14 protein-coding genes are annotated in these 21,198 nt (G+C 71.5%); 8 read left to right on the forward strand and 6 right to left on the reverse strand.

Annotation, left to right across the window (positions count from 1 at the left end; all coding sequences use genetic code 11):
• Nucleotides 1-93: 93 nt before the first annotated feature.
• A complete protein-coding gene (locus ACFQ7F_RS06180; protein ID WP_383266835.1) occupies nt 94-3,843 on the reverse strand; it encodes a S8 family serine peptidase in 3,750 nt (1,249 codons plus the stop codon).
• Between the two features lie 267 nt (nt 3,844-4,110).
• Here ACFQ7F_RS06180 and ACFQ7F_RS06185 point away from each other — a divergent pair, with 267 nt between their 5' ends.
• Genes ACFQ7F_RS06185 through ACFQ7F_RS06200 form a run of 4 tightly spaced genes read left to right on the forward strand, consistent with a single transcriptional unit; the run spans nt 4,111 to nt 11,673 of the window.
• A complete protein-coding gene (locus tag ACFQ7F_RS06185; protein ID WP_383266838.1) occupies nt 4,111-4,695 on the forward strand; it encodes a CU044_2847 family protein in 585 nt (194 codons plus the stop codon).
• Nucleotides 4,692-6,413, forward strand: coding sequence for a trypsin-like peptidase domain-containing protein (locus ACFQ7F_RS06190; protein ID WP_383266841.1), 1,722 nt, complete (start codon nt 4,692-4,694; stop codon nt 6,411-6,413). The genes ACFQ7F_RS06185 and ACFQ7F_RS06190 overlap by 4 nt, the downstream gene beginning before the upstream one ends.
• A 48-nt stretch (nt 6,414-6,461) precedes the next feature.
• Nucleotides 6,462-7,478, forward strand: coding sequence for an AAA family ATPase (locus tag ACFQ7F_RS06195; RefSeq protein ID WP_383266844.1), 1,017 nt, complete (start codon nt 6,462-6,464; stop codon nt 7,476-7,478).
• The gene (locus ACFQ7F_RS06200; protein WP_383266847.1) at nt 7,468-11,673 is read left to right on the forward strand and encodes an SAV_2336 N-terminal domain-related protein; all 4,206 of its coding nucleotides are present in this window, start codon (nt 7,468-7,470) and stop codon (nt 11,671-11,673) included. Before ACFQ7F_RS06195 ends, ACFQ7F_RS06200 begins: the two co-directional genes overlap by 11 nt.
• Nucleotides 11,674-11,700: 27 nt before the next feature.
• Here the strand turns inward: ACFQ7F_RS06200 and ACFQ7F_RS06205 are convergent, their stop codons facing one another.
• A complete protein-coding gene (locus tag ACFQ7F_RS06205) occupies nt 11,701-12,990 on the reverse strand; it encodes an MFS transporter (protein WP_383266997.1) in 1,290 nt (429 codons plus the stop codon).
• 235 nt (nt 12,991-13,225) lie between these two features.
• On the opposite strand from ACFQ7F_RS06205, the gene ACFQ7F_RS06210 reads away from it, so the two are divergent.
• From ACFQ7F_RS06210 to ACFQ7F_RS06220, 3 genes are read left to right on the forward strand one after another with little or no spacing between them, the layout of a single operon-like run.
• Complete coding sequence (locus ACFQ7F_RS06210; protein WP_383266850.1) at nt 13,226-14,263, forward strand: rod shape-determining protein; 1,038 nt, start codon at nt 13,226-13,228, stop codon at nt 14,261-14,263.
• A 47-nt stretch (nt 14,264-14,310) separates the two neighbouring features.
• Nucleotides 14,311-14,583 (forward strand): hypothetical protein, encoded by a 273-nt coding sequence (locus ACFQ7F_RS06215; protein ID WP_383266853.1) that lies wholly within the window; start codon nt 14,311-14,313, stop codon nt 14,581-14,583.
• Nucleotides 14,580-16,196: a GAF domain-containing protein gene (locus ACFQ7F_RS06220; protein WP_383266856.1), complete on the forward strand. Its 1,617-nt coding sequence runs from the start codon at nt 14,580-14,582 to the stop codon at nt 16,194-16,196. Before ACFQ7F_RS06215 ends, ACFQ7F_RS06220 begins: the two co-directional genes overlap by 4 nt.
• Nucleotides 16,197-16,238: 42 nt before the next feature.
• Here ACFQ7F_RS06220 and ACFQ7F_RS06225 read toward each other — a convergent pair whose 3' ends face one another.
• A complete protein-coding gene (locus tag ACFQ7F_RS06225; protein ID WP_383267000.1) occupies nt 16,239-16,451 on the reverse strand; it encodes a hypothetical protein in 213 nt (70 codons plus the stop codon).
• Between the two features lie 243 nt (nt 16,452-16,694).
• Between ACFQ7F_RS06225 and ACFQ7F_RS06230 the strand changes: the two genes are divergently transcribed.
• Entirely contained in the window at nt 16,695-17,096 is a 402-nt protein-coding gene (locus tag ACFQ7F_RS06230) for a nitroreductase family deazaflavin-dependent oxidoreductase (RefSeq protein ID WP_383266859.1), read from the forward strand.
• 563 nt (nt 17,097-17,659) lie between these two features.
• On the opposite strand, the gene ACFQ7F_RS06235 is transcribed toward ACFQ7F_RS06230, so the two are convergent.
• The 3 genes from ACFQ7F_RS06235 to ACFQ7F_RS06245 all read right to left on the reverse strand — a co-directional run bounded on the left by ACFQ7F_RS06235 (nt 17,660) and on the right by ACFQ7F_RS06245 (nt 21,146).
• The gene (locus tag ACFQ7F_RS06235; protein ID WP_383266862.1) at nt 17,660-18,460 is read right to left on the reverse strand and encodes an SAM-dependent methyltransferase; all 801 of its coding nucleotides are present in this window, start codon (nt 18,458-18,460) and stop codon (nt 17,660-17,662) included.
• A 761-nt stretch (nt 18,461-19,221) separates the two neighbouring features.
• The gene (locus ACFQ7F_RS06240) at nt 19,222-19,917 is read right to left on the reverse strand and encodes a response regulator (protein WP_383266864.1); all 696 of its coding nucleotides are present in this window, start codon (nt 19,915-19,917) and stop codon (nt 19,222-19,224) included.
• Nucleotides 19,914-21,146: a sensor histidine kinase gene (locus ACFQ7F_RS06245; RefSeq protein ID WP_383266869.1), complete on the reverse strand. Its 1,233-nt coding sequence runs from the start codon at nt 21,144-21,146 to the stop codon at nt 19,914-19,916. The genes ACFQ7F_RS06240 and ACFQ7F_RS06245 overlap by 4 nt, the downstream gene beginning before the upstream one ends.
• Nucleotides 21,147-21,198: the final 52 nt, after the last annotated feature.

Below are 21,198 nucleotides of genomic sequence, written 5' to 3' on the forward strand. Positions count from 1 at the left end.
CGTTCAAGACAGCCCCGCCGCACCCCCGAGTCGGGAGCTTGGCGGGGCTGCTGGTCACGTTGCCCGGAGTAGGGACGCCCCGCAGGGCCGTCCCTACTTCACCCCCACCGCCCGCACGATCTCCTGCGTGACGGAGCCGCCCCGGTCGTCCTTGGCCGAAGCCCGCAGCGAAATGAACTCGGCGGAACCAGACACCTTCAGCTTGCCGTCCCACGCGGCCTTGCTGCCGTCCCGGTCCAGGTCGACGCCCTTCCAGCTCTTCCCCTCGTCATAGGAGACCTCCAGCTTTCCGCCTCCGATGGCGCCGGTGTCCACAGCTCCCTTCACGTACTCGGAGAAGATCCCGACGTCCACGGAACGCCTGCCCCGGACATTCCCCGCGAGATCCGTGTCCACGTCGAAGCCGAGGTTCAGCAGGGGCAGGAAAGCCTTCCGGTCACCCGGCGTCTCCTTCGACTTGAAGGTCCACTCCGAGTGGCCCTTCGTGGAAAGCCGCCACTTCTCGGGATCCAGCGTCGTGTCCGTCACGACCTTGTACGTCGTCAGCGCCGGATTCGCGTCCCACACGTACACGCCCGAACTCTTGCGCCGGTCGACCAGCTCCCCGTCCGCGTACACCTCGCTGGTCTGCGTCATCGAGTCGTCGTTCCACACATCACCGAATCCCGTGTGATCGGGACCGGAATCACCCCACCCGGGCACATTGAATTCCAGCGTGTTCCCGTACCGCTGCTGCCCCCAGCCGAGACCAGTGCCCAGCCACGGGTGCCACACGGGCTTGAACCAGTTCAGCTCGCCGTGCTTGCCGCCCCGGTAGCTCACCAGACCGCTGCGCTCCTCCAGGGCGCCGGGCCCGACCGACACCGACTCGTGCCACAGCTGCCCTGCGCCCGTGGACGCGTAGTCCGTCCGCTCGACCGGATAGTCGATCTTCTCCTGGAAGCCGATCCCGACGGCGAAGGTGTCCGTGAGGGAGTAGCGGAACTCTCCGCCCGCCACCGGCTTCACCGCATGGAACTTCGTGTCCAGGACGGCAAGGTCGCGCTTCGAGGGCTCGTACGTCAGATCCCGGGGCACAGCTCCCTTGTGGCCCTCCGACACGTCGTAGACATAGGGGGTGCGGGATGTCGCCGTCGTCTCCACGGTCCGGCCCGCCTTCGCCGCCGCGAGCAGCCGCGCTCCGTCCGCCGCGTCGACCGTGCCGATCTGCAACGGCCGGTCCGCGTTGTCGTCCGTACCGAACCACGCGTTGAGCCGCCCCGGCACATCGTCCGTCACGTACAGCGCCTTCACGCCCGCGTCCTGGGCCGTCTGCGCGATCTGAGCAGGCGTCACATCCGAGCCTGAGGAGCGCCGCACGACGACGGCCTTGCCCTTCACGTCCTTGCCCGCGTACTCGGCTGCCGTACCGCCGCCCACATCCACGATCCGCAGCTTGCTCCGGCCGTCGGTCACCGTGCCGCCGGGCTGCGCGACCACCTGGCCGAGGCCCTTGACGTCCAGGGTGGGCTTCCCGAGGCGCCAGACGGTGCGGTACTCGAAGCTTCCGTCGGCGACCTCGGCGGTGGGCGCCGCGAAGATGCTGTCGTACTTGACCGGCACCTGCACCGCGCCCATCAGATCGGCGCCGTTCGCCTTCCGGTCGTACTCCATCAGGAGCTGGCGGGTCTCGGTCCGCTTGCCGACGTCCACGCCGATCTCGCGCAACTTCCGCCCGTCCAGGGTAACTTCACGGTCTTGGTCGAGGACGATCTCGGGCGCGGCGAGGAAGCCGAGGCCGAGGGAGTCCTTGCCCTTGCCGCCGCGTACGTCGAGGAACGAGGAGAGGGCGTACGTTCCTGGCTTCAGGCGCAGCTCAAGAGTGCCGGAGTCGCCGACCTCCGCCTGGACGGGGTCGACCTGCTCTGCGAGCCGCTGGAGCACCAGACCGGCGCCTGTCGCGGCGCCGTCACGGCCCTTGACGTGGACGGTGAGCGTGTACCGCTCCTCCTCCTTGACCAGGCCGAACGCGGTGTGTGCGACCGGCTTCCCGGCGGCGCTGGCGACGATACGTCCGCTGGTGTTGCCGACGGGCGCCTTCGCGCCGTCCCCCGTCACCGTGGTCGACGCGGTGCCGTGCGCGGGAACGGTGAGCGTCTTGTCGGCGAGGGTCGCCACGCCCTGTGCCGCACCTTCGGCGGCGAGAGCCAACTCCACAGGCGCGTCGGACGAATTGGTGTACGTCACCGTCTTCGTGACGGGCTTGTTGTCCCCGTACGGCCAGGAGTAGAAGCCGAGGTCGGCGCTCCCGCTCGCGGTGATCTGCGCGTCGACGGCATGGGGCACACTGACGCGCCCCGCACCCAACTCATAGGCCGAGGCGTCCAGTTGCTCGGACGTCGACATCAGCGCGTCCTTGAGGCGCGCGCCGCTCCAGTCCGGGTGCTTCTCGGCGAGGAGGGCGGCGACGCCCGCGATGTGCGGGGTCGCCATCGACGTACCGCTCATCTCGGTGTAGTAGCCCTCACCGTCGACGAGTTGGGAGCGGGCGGCGAGGATGTCGACGCCCGGCGCCGACAGGTCGGGCTTGAGGGCGTTGTCGCCGTGGCGGGGGCCCTGGCTGGTGAAGTACGCGGCCTTGTCGGCGGAGTCGACCGCGCCGATGGTCAGCGCGGAGTCGGCGGCGCCGGGAGAGCCGATCGAGGAAGGGGCGCCGGTGTTGCCCGCGGCGATGACGAAGAGGGCTCCGGTGTCCTTGGAGAGGGTGTTCACGGCGGCGGCCATCGGGTCGGTGCCGTCACTCGCCTCCTGCGAACCCAGACTCATCGAGACGACCTTGGCGCCGACGTCCTTGGCCGCCCACTCCATTCCGGCGATGATCTGCGATTCGCTGCCCGAGCCCTCGTCGCTGAGCACCTTGCCGACGGAGAGGGCGGCGCCGGGCGCCACACCCTTCTCCTTGTTGCCGTCGGACTCGGCGCCGCTGCCTCCGACCGTCGAGGTCACATGGGTGCCGTGGCCGTTGCGGTCGGCGACCTCCTCGCCCGGGATGAAGCTCTTGGTGGCGTCCACACGGTCCTTGAGACCGGGATGTCCGATGTCGACACCCGTGTCGAGGACGGCGACCTTCACGCCCTTGCCGGTGAGCCCGGCCTCCCAGGCCTTGGGGGTGCCGATCTGCTCGTTGCTCTGCGCCATGTCGGCCTCGACACGGCCGTCGAGCCAGATCTTGTCGATGCCGTCGGCGAATCCGCCATCTGAACCGGCCGTATTGCGCTTGGACTTGGTCTTGGTCTTGGTCTTGGGGGAACTGGGCGCGACATCCCGCCAGAACGTGCCGGGCCTGTCCGCCTTCACCGCCACGCCGCCCACGCTCGGCAGCGCGCGCACCTTGTCGGCTCCACGCGGTGTCGCCGGGCCCGCGTCACGTCGCGCGCTCTTCTCGTACGCGTCGTACGTGACGATGAGCGGAAGCGCGCCGCCCTTCTCGTCCCCGAGCCCCTGGCGTATCAGCTCCGTCACGTCGAAGAGCCGCTCGTCGAGGGTGCCCGCGCGCAGATAGGGCCGAGCCTCGTCCGGTACGACGGTGATGCGGTCGCCAGCTATCTCGCTCCGGACGGCTCCGGTGGCCCCGGCGGGCCGGTCGACGGTGACGGTCTTCTTGCCGCCGCCGAGCTCCGTGACGGTGACCTTGTCGCCGGTCACCAGGGTGACCGTGTGGGCGGCGCGGGCGGCGGGGGTGGCCCGCCCCTGCGGTGCGTCCACGGGGGCGGCGGTGGCGCTCTGCCCTGCCGGGAGCAGCGCGAACGCGAGGCCGACGGCCGGCAGCAGCCTCGTTCTTCGCCGGGCGGGTGATCGGGTCATGGGTGCCCTCTCTTCGTCGGACCCGGGCGGGGGTGGTCCCCGGGTGCTGCGAAGAGTGTCAGGGGGCCTGTGTTGCAGGGGTGTTGACCGGTGCTGGCGGGAAGCCGCCAGGGCACCTTCCCGCCAGTCGCACCCGTCCGCATCGGTCAGCCTCGCCCGTGCGCCCGCGTTGCCCGTGCCGTTGCTTGTGACCTGGATGACAGCCGCACGGACCTTCCGCAACAATGCGGTTGGCAAGTGTGCGGCGAGGGTTCGACGGGGGCGTTGATGGACGATCTGGTGGAGTTCGCGACCGACGACGGCACGCCCGTCGTCATGGCCGACGTGGACGACACGCACGGCTCGCACCTCGTCTCCCGCGGCGGCGACGGCCCCTCCCGTGCGGTCCACACCTTCGAGCAGTCGCTCGCCGGGGCACGCGCGGCCGCGGAGTCCGCGCTGCGGGTGTTCCGTGACGGCACCTTGCGCCCGGACTCGGTGGAGATCGAGTTCGGTGTGCGGATGTCGGCGGAGGCCGGCGCGGTGATCGTGAAGGGCACCGCGGAGGGCCACTTGGTGGTCCGCCTCGTGTGGGCACCGGACGGGCCCGCCGGGACACGGGGAGGGGCGAGGCGGGACGCAGCCGCCGCGGTGGCTCCGGAAGCAGCAGTCACCGTGGCTCCCGGAACAGCCACCGCGGTGGCTCCGGAAGCGGCCGGCACTGTGACTCCGGGAACAACCACCGCGGTCACCCCGGAAGCAGTCGGCACAGTGGCTCCGGAAGTAGCCGCCGCAGCGCAGGGCGGGCCCCCCGCCGCGCCGACCGCGCCGCCCCGGCCCGCCAACCCGCCGGAGGCCACTGCCACCCCATGAGCAGCGCATCGTGGCATGCCCGCATCGTGTGCGGGAGCGAGACCGGGGCCGGCTTTCTCGTGTCCGAGCGGCACGTGCTGACCTGTGCGCACGTCGTCCGGGGCAGCGGCGACGCCCCCGTCACCGTCTCCTTCCCGCACCGCGACGACCTCGGTGAGGTGACCGCCGCCGTCGGCGCGCACGGCGGCTGGGACGGGCGGAGTGACGACCTCGGTGACCTCGCCGTCCTGGAGCTCGAGCACGCGGTGCCGGTGCGGCCCGCCGAGTTCGCGGCGCCCGAGGACGCTTACGCCGAACCCCGCCCCCGGCTCCTCGTGTACGGGTTCCCCAAGGGCTACCGGGAGGGCACCATCGCCGAGTACCGCGCCACCGCCGCCCAGCGGATCGCCGACGAGTGGGTCCAACTCGAGGCGTGGAGCGCGCACGGTCAGCCCCTCGCGCCGGGGTTCAGCGGCGCGGCGGTGACCCTCGCGGACAGCAACCGCGTCGTGGGCATGGTGTCGGCCGCCACCCGCGCATCGAGCGGCGTACGCAACGGACGGATGCTGCCCACCTCCGTCATGGCCCGCTACTGGCCCCCGCTCGGCGACCTGGTCCCCACCCCCGGCCATCAGCGGGCGGCCAAGGAACGGCTGCGCGCCCTGGTGGAACGGGCGGCGGTCACCGGCGTCGCCCGCGACCCGGAGCGTCTCTACCGCGACGCGGTGGGCCCGTTCGACCCGCCCGTGCCGCGCGGGGGTTTCGGCTCACTGTGGTCGGCGGCTTGGTACGTCCTCTCGGAGGTGGACGATCCCGACGCGGTGACGCGCCTCGCCGACCGCCTCTCGGGCCTGCTCGAAGCCCCGGACCCCCCGGACCCCGCACCGCCGACGCCCGGCGCTTCACCGGCCTGGTCCCCCATCCTCATCGAGATCGACCACAGCGGCGCGGGCGACGACCAGCTCCTGGTCGAGGTGTCCGCGTACCGCGAGGGCCTGCGCCACCCCGTCGGCTCGCACACCCTCGCCGCCGGACACGTACGCCGTTACGTCCAGGAGCGCGTCGACGACGCCTTCTCCCATCTCACCCCCGGTACGGACGAGTTGCTTGCCTTCGTACTGCCTCGCGCGCTGCTCAACTGGCCGGTGGCCCAGTGGGAGTGCGGCGCCGACGACCCGACGCCGCTCGGCTGCTCGTACCCCCTGGTCGTGACGGACCGGTCCCGCCACAAGGGCGGCCTGCGCCACCGTCTTACGCGGAAGTGGGAGCACTTGGACGACCGCGACCGCCCCACGACCACCCTGCACCGCATCGAGTGCGGCACCCAGGAGAAGCCGAACAAGCTGCGGTTCCGGCTGCGGCACGACGGCGCGGATCTCGCGGGGTTCGCGTCGCCGCCGAGCGCCGAGCGCGCCGGGCCCGACGCCGACGTGACGCACTTCGACGTCTCGCTCACCGCGCCGGTGCCGGTGCTCCTGTGGTCGCGCACGGGCTGCGAGGACACCGACCACGGGAGCGACATGGGCTGCACGGGATCCGACTTCCTCGACCGCATCGCGGCCCATGTCGACGGCCATCCGCCCGCCGAACTCCCGCGCACCATCCTGACGTTGCGCGAGAGCGCGGAGGCGTCGGACGAGCCGGAGAAGCACTGGGCGAGGGACGTGCAGCTCCTCTGGGACGACCCGCGCTGTTTCCCCGACGCACCCGCCGCCCACCGACACTCGCCAGTCGCCTGACCCACCGTACGAATCCTGACCGCCGTACGAATACGGAGAACCCCGATCATGTCTCTGTGGCCCGTCTACACCGGCACGAACGAGCCCCACGACGGGATCACCCAGCTGCCGCCGCCCCCGCCCTGGCGCGCCTTCGACGGCGGCCCGGTCCTCGAAACGCCCACGGACGACGGCTCGGCGTCCTCCCCCGACCGTGTGCACCGGGCGCACACATACCGGGCGACGGAGACCTGCGTCCAACTGGTCAACGCCGCCCTGTACCTGCGGCGCCCGCTCCTGGTGACGGGCCCTCCGGGTAGCGGCAAGTCGAGCCTCGCGTACGCGGTGGCACGGGAGTTGGGTCTCGGCCCGGTCCTGCGCTGGAACATCACAAGCCGCAGCGCCCTGCACGACGGCCTCTACCAGTACGACCCGCTGTCACGGCTCTACGCGGCCGGACGCGCCCCGAGGGCGCGGGCACCGCGGCACGGCGCGGGCGTCGAGGACCATCTCCGCCTCGGCCCGCTCGGCACCGCGCTCCTCCCCTACGCCCGCCCCCGCGCCCTCCTCATCGACGAGATCGACAAGAGCGACCTCGACCTGCCCAACGACCTCCTGAACATCCTGGAGGAGGGCCAGTACGAGATCCCCGAGCTGGTACGGATCGCCAAGCACACCCCGCGGGCGGGCCTCCTGACCGACGGCTCCGACGACCCGGTGACGGTCGAGCGCGGCCGCGTGCGCTGCCGGGCCTTCCCCTTCGTCGTCCTCACCAGCAACGGCGAGCGCGAGTTCCCGCCCGCGTTCCTGCGCCGCTGCGTCACGCTGCGCCTCCGCCAGCCGCGTGACGAGCACCTGGAGGAGATCGTCAGGGCCCACCTCGGCGAGCCCGACGCCTACGCACGCACCCTCATCGCCCGCTTCCTGGAACGCGGCACGGGCGGCGAACTCGCCACCGACCAGCTCCTGAACGCCATCTATCTGACGGGGGCGGCAGGGGTCGACGCGGGCTCGCGCGACGAACTGGCGCGGCAGTTGATGCCGTACCTGACGCAGGCGGCGGATCCGGGCCCCGATGCACTCTGACGCGCCGCTGCCCCGGGGGCCCGTAGCGCGCCTCGCCGATCTTCTCGCGGAGGCGGCGGACGGCTCCCGGCCCACGTCGACCGAGCTGGCCGAACTGCTGTGGCTCGCGGGGCAGATGGACGGTGGCGCACCTGCATCGCAGGACGCCTCCACCGACGTACCGTTGACGCCGTCCACACCGTCACCGCCGGTGAGCTCGTCGCCGCCGGAGCCCGCCACCCCCGTTCCTCCTCCTTCGCCGGACGACCGGGTGCCGCTGCGACTGCCTGTTCCGGCGGGCGGTTCTGCTGCGGCGGCGCCCGCCGGATCGGGAGGCGCATCGAGGGCGTCTGATCCGGGGGCCACGACCGGCCAGGCTCCCGGCACCCCGGTCCGAGTCCCCGTCCCCCCGATGGTGACGCACCCCCTCACCCTGCAACGCGCCCTGCGCCCCCTCAAGCGCCGCGTCCCTTCCCCGGTGGGCCAGGTCATCGACGAGGAGGCCACGGCCGACCGCATCGCCCGCCTGGGCGGCCACCCGCGCGGTTGGCTGCCGGTCCTGCGCCCCGCCGACGAACGCTGGCTGCGCCTGTGTCTGGTGTACGACGCGGGACCGACCATGCCGATCTGGCGCCCCCTGGTCCACGAACTCCACACGGCGCTCGCCCAGTCCGGCATCTTCCGCACGGTGGAACTGCATCGGGCGGAGGCGGACGGCACCGTCCCGCCGCAGGCCGCCCACGCACCCGCCACCGGCCGCACGGTCACCCTCGTGATCAGCGACTGCATGGGCCCGCAGTGGCGCCACGGCGAGGCGGGCACCCGCTGGTACCGCACGCTGCGCCGCTGGGCGGCCCAGATGCCGACGGCCGTGATTCAGCCACTCCCGGAACGCCTCTGGCGCACCACGGCTCTGCCCACGACCCCGGGAACCCTCTCATCGCCGCATCCGGGGGCGCCCTCCGCGGCTCTCGCCTTCACGCCGTATGCCGTCGATGTGCCGTCACCGGCCGGGGCGATGCCGATCCCGGTCATCGAACCCGCCGGGACGTGGCTGTCGCACTGGGCGGCACTGGTGGCGGACGCGGGCGGGGCGCAGCTCCCGGGGGCGGTGGGGTGGCTGGACCGCAGCCCACCGTCACCGGCCCCCGATGCCGACGCCGACGCCGCAAGGTCGGACATCGCGGATCCCACCCCCGAGGACCTCGTACTCCGTTTCCGCTCCACGGCCTCCCCCGAGGCCTTCCGTCTGGCGGGCCATCTGGCGGTGGGCGAGCCTCAGTTGCCGGTCATGCGGCTCGTGCAGGCCGCGGTGGAGGAGCGTCCGCGCCCGCAGCATCTGGCGGAGGTGATCCTGAGCGGGATGATGACCGGCGGGTCGAACGGGGCCGCCGGGGTCTACGAGTTCCGTGACGGTGTGAGGGAGTTGCTCCTGCGCACGTTGCCACGTACCGCGCGGGGGCGTACGCGGGAGCTGCTCGCCCGAGTGGGCGGGCTGATCGACGAGCGGGCGGGGACGGCGCCGGGGGTGCTGCGGGCGGTGGCCGCCTCCGGCGGGGGCACCGGACCGGAGACTCCGGTGGGCGAGCCGTTCGCGACGGTCACTCCGGAGAGTGCGCGGCAGCTGGGCGTGGGGCGTAACAGGAACACGGAGCTTCTCGGCGATCGCTACCGGATGGTGCGGCAGATCGGGCAGAGCGGCAAGGTGTGGCTCGCGGAGGACCTGCGCCAGGGCGGAAGGCCCGTGGTGGTGCAGCGCTACCCACTGGCACCGCAGTGGCTCCGTCTCGGCTTCACGGGGACCGCTCGGCAGCTCTCACGGTTCCGACACGCGCACGTGGCCGCCGTACAGGAGTACGCCAACGGTGAAGTCCCGTACATCGTCATGGAATTCATCGAGGGCCCCAATCTCGCGGAGCTACTGGCGGACCACCCGGAAGGGCTGCCTGCCGACCAGCTCATGGACCTGGTCCCGCCTCTCGGCCACGCGGTCACGGCCCTGCACGCCGAAGGCCTGGCCCACGGCGCCCTCTCCCCTGCCTATGTGAGGATGCCTCCGCGAGGGGGCCCTGCGCTGTGCGGCTTCGCCCTCGTCCCCCACGACGAGCAGAGCGAGGCGGCCGACCTCCGCTCGCTCGGCCGCCTCGTGTGCGAGATGTACGCGGGAAGTGAAGTTGCCGCGGAAGCAGACCCGTCGGTCTTTGACCTGGCATCTGAGTTCGCCGGCGTCCCGGGCGCGCTGCGATCGGCCGTCCGGGACCTCGACTCCCCCGACGCGAGCCGTCAGCGCCAAGGCCTCCACCAGCTCACGCAGCTCTCCACGCCCGCGTCGCGCGAGCGCACGTACTTCCTGCTGGGCCCTCTTCGTGTCACCCGCAACGGCCACCCGCTCGCCACCGGAACCGCCAGGGAGCAGGCCATGCTCTGCATGCTGCTGCTCCGGCGCGGCCGGGACGTACCCCTCGACGACATGATCGACGGCATGTGGGGTTCGGGTGCCGTGCCCGCCGACGCCGCGCGTCTCCTGGGCACTTACGCGTCCCGGCTGCGCAACGCGCTCGGCCCCGACTCTGTGGTGACCGGGAACGGCACCTATGCGCTGGCCCTCCCGACGGGCCCCGACGCCGTCGACCTGTTCCGCTTCCAGCGGCTCCACGACGACGCCAGGGACGCCCGTTTCGCAGGAGACTTCACCCGCGCCCAGGACCTGGTCCGCACCGCCCTGGACCTGTGGCGCGGCACCCCCCTCGACGGCGTCCCCGGCCCGGCGGCCCACGCCACCCGCGCCGAGATCAGCCGCCTGCGGCAGTCCCTCCTCCAGACGCGACTGGAGCTGAACCGCGAACTGGGCGCAACCGAGCAGGAGCAAGAGCAGCAGCAGGAGCAGGAGCAGGAGCAGGCCGAACTCGACGAACTGCTCCAGGAGTTCCCTCACACCGAGGACGAGGTACTCGCCCCCCACGAGGAGCTCCCCAGTGTCCAGCTCGACGACCTCGGCGTCAGCCGTGAGCTGCCGGACGACCAGCCCACGCCCCCCGTGACCACCCTCACCTTCGAGTACCTGGCCCGCCCGGCAGGACGGCAGGAGAGCGTCCGGGAGAACCTGGGCCGGGAGATCTCCCGCCTCCTCGTCCGGGGCGGCATCGGCCCCGACCGGTTCGAGATGCGGGCAAGGCCGCGTGGCTGGGAGGTGATCGTGGCCCCGGAGGTTCACGTCCTGCAGGCTTTGACCGCGACGGTCAACGAACTCCCGGCCGCACTGGACGTCTTCCCCGTACTCGGGCTCGGGGTCACCCTCACCCACGAGCCGGACCCTACGGTCTCGGCGCCCACGTTCCCCTCCGGGCTGCGTCATCTGCTCGGGCGCGAGAGCAGGCGTGCCGTCGTGATCGTCTCCAGCGACCTGCACGAGCGTCTCAACCGCTCGGGCCGCCTGCAACAGCGGTTCCGGGCGGTGCCACAGTCCGACGACTGGTACTGCGAGGTCACCACCGAGCCGTCCCCCGCCCCGGTGCCCGGCGCCATCGAATCCGTCATCCTCTGCTTCGACGGAACTCTCGCCCAGCTCTACTCGGCACAGTCCGCCCGCCATGCCGCCAGCGCCCTCACCTCACTGATCGCCGAGCGGCGCGATCCCGAGGCCGCCCTGGCCGGCACTCCCCTCCTGTCCGAGCCCCGCCCGGTCGGCGGCACGGCAGACCGGATCCACCCCATGGACGTGCTCCGTGCCTTCGCCCGGCGCCGCACGCTCGCCCAGGAGCTGCACACGCGCCTGGAGGAGATCGAGCTGCAGGCCGCGCTCACCGCGAGGCCGTCGCCCCACGTCGCGAGCCTCCTGCACACCCTGGCCCGGCCCGCTGAGACCCTCCGCCTGGCCATCGTCACCGACACGTCGCCGCGCGCCGTGACGGCCTACCTGGGCGCCAAGGGGCTTTACCTCCCCGGTGCCGGGATCCACGGCCGCACCCCGGATCTCACCCTCCTCATGCCCGACCCCGACTGCCCACGCCGAGCGCTGGAGCAGCTGGGCACCCCGGCGGACCGCTGCGTCATGGTCGGTTCCTCACCGGCGGAGGCGGCCGCCGCCGAGAGCCTGCGCATCGCCTTCATCGGGTACGCGACGGGCCGCACGGCCCGCGAACGCCTCGCCGCCGCCGGAGTGCGTACGACGGTGAGTGATCTGTCGCGCCTCGTCGACCTGCTCCACGACCGGTGAACTCCCGCGCCCTACGCCTCCCGCGCCCTACGCCTCCGGCGCCCGCGCGTCGTACCGGGCGAACCCCCGCCACTTGAGACCCAGCAGCCCCACGGCGACGACACACGCGACCCCACCCCCCACCAGCGCAACGCCGGGCGAGGCCACATCCCCCACCGACCCCGCGACGAAGTCCCCGAGGCGGGGCCCGCCCGCCACCACCACGATGAAGACCCCCTGCAACCGACCCCGCATCTCGTCCGGCACGGCCGCCTGGAGCATCGTGTTCCTCAGCACCATCGAGATGGTGTCCGTGCAGCCCGCCACCGCGAGGAAGAACAGCCCGAGCCACAGGTTGCGCGTAAGGCCGAAGACGGCGATCGCCGTGCCCCACCCGGCCACCGCGAGCAGAACCACGAGACCGTGCCGCCGGATCCGCCCGAGCCACCCGGAGAACACCCCGCCGAGCAGCGCTCCCACCGCGGGCGCCGCGATCAGCAGGCCCACCGTCTTCGCGTCGCCCCCGAACCACACCACCGCCACCGCGGGGAACAGCGCCCGCGGATGCGCGAGCACCATCGCGCACATGTCCGTGAAGAAGGTCATCCGCAGGTTCGGCCGCGTGGCCAGGAACCGCAGCCCGTCGAGTACCGAGGCCCGCTTCCTGCGGACCCCCTCTCGGGCGCCCTCCTCAGCCCCTGGGGGCCGCATCGCAGGCAGCCGCCACATCGCGTACAGCGCCGCGCTGAACGCCACCGCGTCGATCGCGTACGCCGCCTGATAGCCCCACAGGCCGACGATGAGTCCGCCCAGCATGGGGCCGAGCATCGTGCCCGACGTCACCGTCATCGACGACAGGGCGTTGGCCGCGGGCAGCTGCTCGGGCGGCAGGAGACGCGGAATCATCGACGCGCGTGCCGGAGAGTTCAGCGCCCCGCAGACGGCCTGCAGCGCGACCACGGAGTACAGGAACCACACGTGGTGGAAGTCCGCGAAGGCGCCCGCCGCGAGGGCGACCGAGAGGCCGCACGAGCCGAGCGACGAGTAGAGGCCCAGCTTCCGCCGGTCCACCGTGTCCGCGATCGCGCCCCCGTACAGGCCGAACACCACGAGGGGGACGAGCGCGAAGAGCCCCACGAGGCCGACCGAGAAGCTGGAGTGCGTGATGTCGTAGACCTGGAGGGAGACCGCGAGGGCGGTCATCGCCTGGCCGATCCAGGAGATCGTGTTGCCGGCCCAGAGACGGCGGTAGTCGACGGACGTACGCAAAGGCGTCAGATCGGCGAGTATCCGCCTTTTCGTGACGGGCCCGTGGGGCTCCACTGGTAGCGGGGACAGCGGGGGGTTGTTGTCGGCTCCGGATATGGGGGAGCCGTCGGCTTCGTCTTCTTCCGGGGGCGTATGCGTCACACGGGATGCTAACTGCGCCGCCAGCGACGCGATCAAGACCACCCGTGCGGCGGCACCCCGCCCGGCTCAGCCCAACGCGCGCGCCGCCCGCGGCCATCGCACGATGCGAGACAGGACCGTCGTCCGACGGTCCGTACGGTCTGCGCTCTCGGGAGGATCTGCCATGACCGTCAGTCTGGAGCAGTTGCGCCGCTGCCACATCGCCGTCGACATGGGTGCCGCGAGGACCCGGGTGTTCGTGAAGGGCGCGGGTCTCGTCGTGGACGAACCGAGCGCCGCCGCCGTGAACACACGGACGGGCGCGCTCATCGCGGTCGGCCGGTTCGCCGAGCAGATGACGGGACGTACGCCGGGGTACATCCGGGTCGTACGGCCGGTCTCCGGCGGCACCGTCGTCGACATCGAGATGGCCCAGCGCATGTTGCGGCACCTCATCGGCGAGAAGCTCAGGCGCACCCTGCGCCGCAAGCCCCGCCTGCGCGCCGCCGCCTGCACGCCGCACGACGCGGACCCGCTGGCGCGGCGCGCCGCCGTGGAGACGATGGTCGGGCTCGGGGCGCGCAGGGTCGAGCTCGTGGACACGCTCATCGCCGCCGCGGTCGGCTGCGGGCTGCCCGTCGAGCGGCCCGAAGCGACCATGATCCTGGTCTGCGGGGCCGCGACCACGCAGGTCGCGGTGTTGTCGATGGGGTCGATCGTCACCGCTCAGCGGATCCCGGTCGGTGGTGAGGTGATCGACGAGGCGATCGTCCAGCACCTGCGCCACCATCACGAGTTGATGCTGCCCAGTCAGTCCGTACGTCCCCTTCAGCTCGCCCTGAGCGGCAACGGCCTCACCTCGCAGGGGCCCGAGTCGACGGAGATCCACGGCCGCGACGTCGCCACGGGACTCGCCCGCTCGGTGCACGTCGACACCGCCGCCGTCCGCAACGCGATCCACACCCCGCTCACCGCCGTGCTCGACGGCATCGGCAAGGTGCTGCGGGACTGCCCGCCGGACCTGGTGGCCGACCTGGCCGATCGCGGGATCATGATGGTCGGCGGCAGCGCGCTGCTCCCGGGGCTGGACCAGATGCTGCGGGACGCGACGGGGATGCCGGTGGCGATCGCCGAGCGGCCCGACGTGTGCGCCGTGATGGGGCTCGGGGCGATGCTGGAGGGCAAGATCCAGCCGCTGGTCCTCAACCCGCTCTCCGGCTGATCGCGGCGCTCCCCGCTGATCTCGGCTCCCCGCGGAAGAGTGCCCGTATGTCGATTTCGATGACCGTGCAGCTGATCGGCTCCGCGCTGATCCTGCTCGCCTTCGTCCTGGCCCAGGCGGGCAGGCTCGGCACGGGCACCTGGTCCTACCTCTGGCTCAACTTCGCCGGGTCGGGGCTCACGGCGGGCGATGCTCTCTATGAACGGCAGTGGGGTTTTCTGCTTCTGGAGGGGGCGTGGATGGTGGTCTCGTTGCTGAGCCTGGTCAAGAAGGCGCGGGGCGGCGGGACCGGCGGAGGCCCAGCAGGCGCCGCGCGATGAGCGGCCACGACCTGCCCCTGCCCCTCGTGCCCCTCCTGGACGCGGTGCTCGGCGTCGGCTCGGACCTGGAACTGCACACCACGCTCCAGCACATCGTGGAGAGCGCGGCCGAGCTGACCGGCGCCCGGTACGGCGCGCTCGGCGTCATCGACCCCGGGCACGGCAGGCTGACCGACCTGTTCACGGCGGGCCTGACCGCGGCCGAGCGGGACCGCATCGGCCGCCTGCCCGACGGCCACTCGGGCCTCATCGGCACCCTTCTCCGCGAGCCACGGCCGCTCCTCCTCGACGACCTGACGGCCGATCCGCGCTCGTGCGGCGTGCCGCCGGGGCACCCGGAGATGCACAGCTTCCTCGGCGTTCCCGTGCACGTCCACGACGAGGCGTTCGGCAATCTCTACCTCACCGAGAAGCACGAGAAGCACGGGGGCCGCTTCACCGACGATGACCTGCAACTGCTCCGCGTCCTCGCGAGCCAGGCGGGCATCGCGATCGGCAACGCACGTCTGTACGAGGCGGCCAGGCAGCGCGAGCGGTGGATCGACGGGGCGGCCGCGGTCACCACGGCGCTGCTCACCGGCGAACCGGCGGCCGACGCGCTGATGACGGTCGCCGAGCGGGCCAGGATCCTCGCGAACGCCTCCGCGGGGGTGATCCTGCAGCCCACGGACCAGGGCGGCATGCGGATCGTCGCGGCGGCGACGGCGACGGCGGCACAGGACGCCGCCGAGCCCCCGGATGAGGCCCGAGCCCACCCCCACGACCTCCAGAACGACCTCATCGGCACCACCATCGAGCCCGGCAGCGCAGTCCTTGAGCAACTGCTCGGGGGCGAGCCGGTGTTCATCGAGGACTCCGCGACCGACCCCCGGATGACCACCCACGTGCGGTCCAACTTCGGGCCGAGCCTGATGCTGCCGCTCCAGGCGGGCGGCCGGCTCATCGGGACGCTCGCGCTGCCCCGCCGCAGGGGCGAGCGGGCCTACACCTCCGTGGAGCGGCTCCTCGCCACCCAGTTCGCCTCGCAGGCCGCCCTTGCCCTCGTCCTGGCGGACGCCCAGCAGCGGCGGCAGCGCCTCGCGGTGTTCGAGGACCGCGACCGCATCGCCCGCGACCTGCACGACCTCGTCGTCCAGCGGCTCTTCGCCACCGGCATGATGCTGGAGTCGACCCGGCGCAGGGACCGCTCGCCCCAGGTCGAGTCCACCCTTGACCAGGCCGTGGACGAGCTGGAGTCCACGATCCAGGAGGTCCGTACGGCGATCTTCGCGCTCCAGCAGCCGCCCGCCGACGCCCCGACCACGTTCCGCGGCAAGGTGCTCCGCGAGACGGCGGGCGCGGCCGCCGTCGTCGGCGTACAGCCGTCCGTGCACTTCACCGGAGCCGTCGACACCCGCATCACGGACCCCGCTGCGGGCCACCTCCTGGCCGCCCTGCGCCGCGCCCTGGCCACGGCGTCGCGCCGCCCCGACGTGACGCGCATCGAGGTGGCGGTGGACGCGCGGGCGACGCTGGCGGACGGGCGGACGGGGGTGCGCCTGACGGTGTACGACGACGGCACGACGGACGAGATGGGCCCGGGCACGACGATCACATGGCAGGCACCGCTCTGAGCAGCGCCTCTGTGAGCAGCGCCGCTCTGAGCAGCGCCTGACTCACGCCGCTTCGTAGTGGTGTGCGCTCCCGCCGCGCCACTTCACCCAGGCCATGTCGTCGAGCAGCCCCTCCGCGTCCGAAAGACCGGCCTGACGCAGGAACTCGACGACGTCGGCGTCCGAATGCGCGAGGCCGAGGATCTCCCCGCGGACCGTCACCCGCCGGCCGCCCGTGCCGAGCGGCGGATGCACGACCACCGGCGCGGTGGCCATGTCTCCGTGGTGCGCGCTCACGGGCGCTTCCGCGATTGCAGGTACCAGGCTGCGGCAAGGCCGATGACCACCAGGACGATCAATATCTTCATGGAGTCCTGCTGCCCAGGATCCCGGGACTGAAGCTGACTCCACGATCGAGCGCGTCGATTCGACGCCGGGCAGGTGGGAAGACGCAGGGTGGCCATGACATCGGGTCGGCACGGCGCGCGAACGCGCGAGGAGACGAAGGAGAGACGGCAGATGCTGTTCGGCAAGGAGCATGTCAAGCGTTACGTGGAGACCGACGGCGAGGAGGGCCACGACTGGCAGGGCACCACGGTGTTGATCCTCACCACGACCGGCCGCAAGAGCGGTGAGCAGCGCAGCACTCCGCTGATCTACCGGCCGCACGGCGACGCGGTGCTCGTGGTGGCCTCGAACGGCGGCGCCGACACGCCGCCCCTCTGGTTCCGCAACCTGGAGGCGGACCCCGAGGTCCAGGTACAGGTGAAGGGCGACCGCTTCAGCGCCCGTGCGCGTACCGCGACCGCGGAGGAGAAGCCGGGGATGTGGCGGACGATGGCCGCGACGTGGCCCGCGTACGACGAGTACCAGCAGAAGACGGACCGGGCGATCCCGATCGTGGTTCTGGAGCGCGTCTGAGGTCCGGCCCGCCGGAACGTGGAAGGCGGTGGCACCCCGCGCCGATCCGGCCGGGGCCACCGCTGTCTCCCTGGGCCCGCATGTCCCCGCAAAGAGAAGGGCCGGGAGGTCTGCGCTGTTGACGCAGGTGGAATCGTTCCTGCGCCCAGCGCTTCGGTGGGGCGGGTGGGACTCGAACCCATTCAAGTGACCCGTCTCACCTGCGAAAACGCTGGGGGATCGGACATTGGACCCCGTTTCCACCCCCCTGCGTCCCCCGCTCCATCCACCTCGATCCGGGCCCCGTGTCGACACGTCAACACGGGACCAAAACTCATTGCTCTAGCGAATCTCACCTACCATCCTGAACCCCTTCGCCCCATAAATACAGGGCGATTCGCGCATGCCGCTCCACGAGGGTTGAGTGTGCCGCAGGTCTGGCAGGTGATTCAGGACCGCGCAGGGAACACTTTGGGCGAGCGGCATTCTGTGGATACGCGGAAAGAAGCCGAATCGCTGTGAGGAGCGCTCAACTCAGGAGTCGGGTCGCCCGGTGGTGAGACTGCCCCGGGTGAGGCAACTTGTCAGGGCTTACGTGCCACCGCTCCGTACATGGCGATGGCCCGGTCGTCGATGCCGTCCTGCTCAGGGCCCGGCCGCCACTTGTGTACCTGGGTGATTCCGGGGCCGACCAGGTCCAGCCCGTCGAAGAGGGAGGTGGCGGTCGGCAGGTCGCGCAGCGCCATGGGCATGCCCTGCTGGGCGTACTCCTCAGCCACCCGGCCGACTTCCTCGGGCGCGAAGTCGGCGGTTCCGATGGTCATCGCCAGGAAGCTGCCCGACGGCAGCGGATCGAGCAGTCGCTGCACCAACCGCCGGTCGTCCGGGGGCAAGATGAAGTGCAGTATCCCTATGATCATCAGGCCGACCGGCTCGTTCACGTCGATCAGCGCACGGAATTCGGGACTGTCCAGAATGGCGTCCGGGGCGTGCATGTCAGCGTCAATGTAGGCGGTCGCCCCCTCGGACGAGCTCTGCAGGAGGGCGCGGGCGTGAGCCAGGACGATGGGGTCGTTGTCGACGTAGACCACTCGGGACTCCGGTGCCACCTCCTGCACCACCTCGTGCAGGTTGGGGGCTGTGGGCAGGCCGGTGCCGATGTCGAGGAACTGCCGGACACCCTGCTTCTGGGCGAGGAATCGCCCGGCACGGTGCATGAACCGCCGGTTCTCCACCATGTGCACAGGCAGAGCTGGCCAGTGCTGGCACATGACGTCGCCTGCCTCGGCGTCGACAGGGTAGTGGTCCTTGCCTCCCAGGATGTAGTCGTACACCCGCGCTGAATGTGCGGTCGAGGTGTCTATCCGATCGCCTGCGCTGTCCATGGGACCGCTCCGCTCTTCACCGCTGAACAATGGTCTTCAGACGCTACAGCGGGTCGAACCGCTGCACGAACAGCTCGAGACCGCCACAGCGCCATCCAAGTTCGGGTCACCTGAAGTTGATTAGGCATCAGGTGGCGAGGCGGGCCAGCACCCTGCTGCTGCTCCATCTTCGCCGCCCACTCCCGTCGCATCACCGCAACGATGACGACCCATGGAAGATCAACCGCTGCGAAGATCTTGCATGCTCCATACGGGAACTGCGATGCCGCTGATCTCTCCCGCAGCGCGGGGATGAGATCTGGGGTGTCATCAAGCCGAGTGCAGGCCGAACACAGTCCTTAGCGTGCTCAACGGGCCACCAGGTCGTGTCGCTCCGTACTCCGGGCCCCCGCAGGTGCAGTTGGGGCGGGGTCCGGAGTGAGGTGTCGGCGGCGGAGGAGTCCGATCAGGCGGCGGATCTCCGCGACGCACCATGTGGAGTGCTGGAGTGCGTGGCTGTTTTGAAGCCGGTGACGAAGGATGCCTGACCTGCGGGTTCGTGGGTTGCGCGTGATGCATGGTGTGGGCTTTACAGGCGATATCCCGACGCTGAAAGGACGCTCTCCGAGGTGTCCTGACGCTCATATGATGCTCGTCCTGATGGGGCGTCAGCCGTGCCGAGTGGCTGGTCGGACGGCCTGATGGATAACCCGGTGAGGTGGGATCGCCGAGAATTTCGTCGTGCCGGGCGGCCGTGCTCAGCCACGTGCCCGGCGCGCCGCTCACCCGGCGGGCTGGCCGGAGCGCACGCCGTCCGCACCGGGTCCGAAACCGTGGGCATGGGCCCAGGCGACGGCCTCCGCGCGGGTGCGGACCTGGAGCTTGGCGAACAGGTGGTTGATGTGGGTCTTGACGGTGGCCTCCCCCACCAGCAGGCGCCGGCCGATCGCGCCGTTCGACAACCCTTGGGCGAGCAGCCGCAGTACGTCGGACTCGCGCGGGGTCAGCAGGCCCTGCGACGGTTCGGCCCGCCGCCGTTCGGTCGTACGGTCGGCGCCGCGCATGGCGGCGGCCAGCAGCCGCTCCTGGACGATCGGGTCCAAGGTGGTGTGCCGGGCGAGCGCGGCCTCGATCGCACGGACGATCTCGATCTTGCCGGCGTCCTTGGTCAGGTAGGCGCGGGCGCCGGCCTGCAGGGCGTCGAGAATCAGCCGATCGTCCGCCATGGTCGTCAGCACCACGACGGCCACGTCCGGGTGCGCCGTCACGATCCGGCGGGTGGCCTCCACGCCGCCCATCCCCGGCATGCTCAGGTCCATCAGCACCGCGTCCGGGTGCGTTTCGGCGACCTGGGCGACGGCCTCCTCGCCGTTCGCGCACCCGGCGACGACGTCGATGCCGGGCATCATGTCCAGCAGGGTCATCAGGCCTTCGCGGACCACCTGCTGATCGTCGACGACCACGACCCGAGTACTCATGCGGGCACCTCCGCCTGCACACGCCACCCCTGCGGGGTGGGGCCGGCCGTCAGGTCGCCGCCGACCAGCAGCAACCGCTCGCGCATGCCGGCCAGACCGTAGCCGCCGTCCATCCCCGCCACTCGGGGCCGTGGGCCGGCCTCGCCGCCACCGGAGCCGGCGGGCCCGGACAGCACGGTCAGCCTCACCTGGTCCTCTTCGTAGTCCAAAGTGGCGGTCAGCTCCTGTCCGCGGGCGTGCTTGGCGGCGTTCGCCAGGGACTCCTGGGCGACTCTCAGCAACGCTAGCCCGACGTCCGGTTCGAGAGCGCGCGGGGTGCCGATCGGTGTGAAGGCCGCGGGCGCGCCGGAGGCGGTGCGGTGGTCGTGGACCAGCGCGGTGAGGGCCTCCGGCAGGGGCGGGGTGTCCGTACGCAGGACCGCGATCGCGCGGCGGGTCTCGGTCAGTCCGTCGACGGCGATCCGGCGGGCGTTGCGGACCCGCTCCACCGCCTCTTCGGTGCGCGGCGGATCCGCGGTGAGCAGCGAGTCGGTCACGTCCAACTGCACCGCCAGGGCACCCAGCGACTGCGCCAGGACGTCGTGGATCTCCCGGGCGACCCGGGTCCGCTCGGCCAGCGCCGCGGCCCGCTGCTCCTCCTCGTGCACACGCCGGGTCTGCAGCAGCAGTTCCTCCGCCTGCGCGTGCTGAGTCCCGATGCTGCGCCGGGTCGCGCCGGCGAGCTGAAGGGCCAGCAGGACGGCGATCCAGGCGGCGACGCGCGCCCATGCCTGCCCGGGCAAGCCGGCCACGATCCCGCCGATCGCCAGCGCCAGGACGCCGGCCGCCAGCACGGCCGTGCTGACCAGCGTGGACAGGATCGCTCCGGACGACACCGCCGCCATGCCGACGATTGCCGTGGCCAGCATGGCCTTGGGTTCGAGGGTGACGAGGAGGTTCCCGCTGATCATTGCGACGCCCAGGATCGGCACTGCCAACGCCTCGGGCACCGGAGATCCCGCACGGAAGCCGGCCGCGCACCACAGAGCCCAGGCGCCGCTCATCAGCACCACCAGCGCCCAGGTGGTGGCGGACCAGACAAGACCGTCCGAGAACGGCAGGCCGACCAGCACCAGAGCCAACCCGAGCACCCGGGGCAGCGCATGCTGCCAGAGGTCGGCACGCGCCAGGATCGGTCGCGGTGGCACGGGGTGCGCCGACGACGGCTTGCCTTCGGTGGTAACGACCATGGTTTCAGCTTGGCATGCACCTCTGCACCGCAGCCGGGTCGGGGCCCGCCCG

The organism is Streptomyces sp. NPDC056486 (assembly GCF_042795295.1).
Lineage (GTDB): Bacteria > Actinomycetota > Actinomycetes > Streptomycetales > Streptomycetaceae > Streptomyces.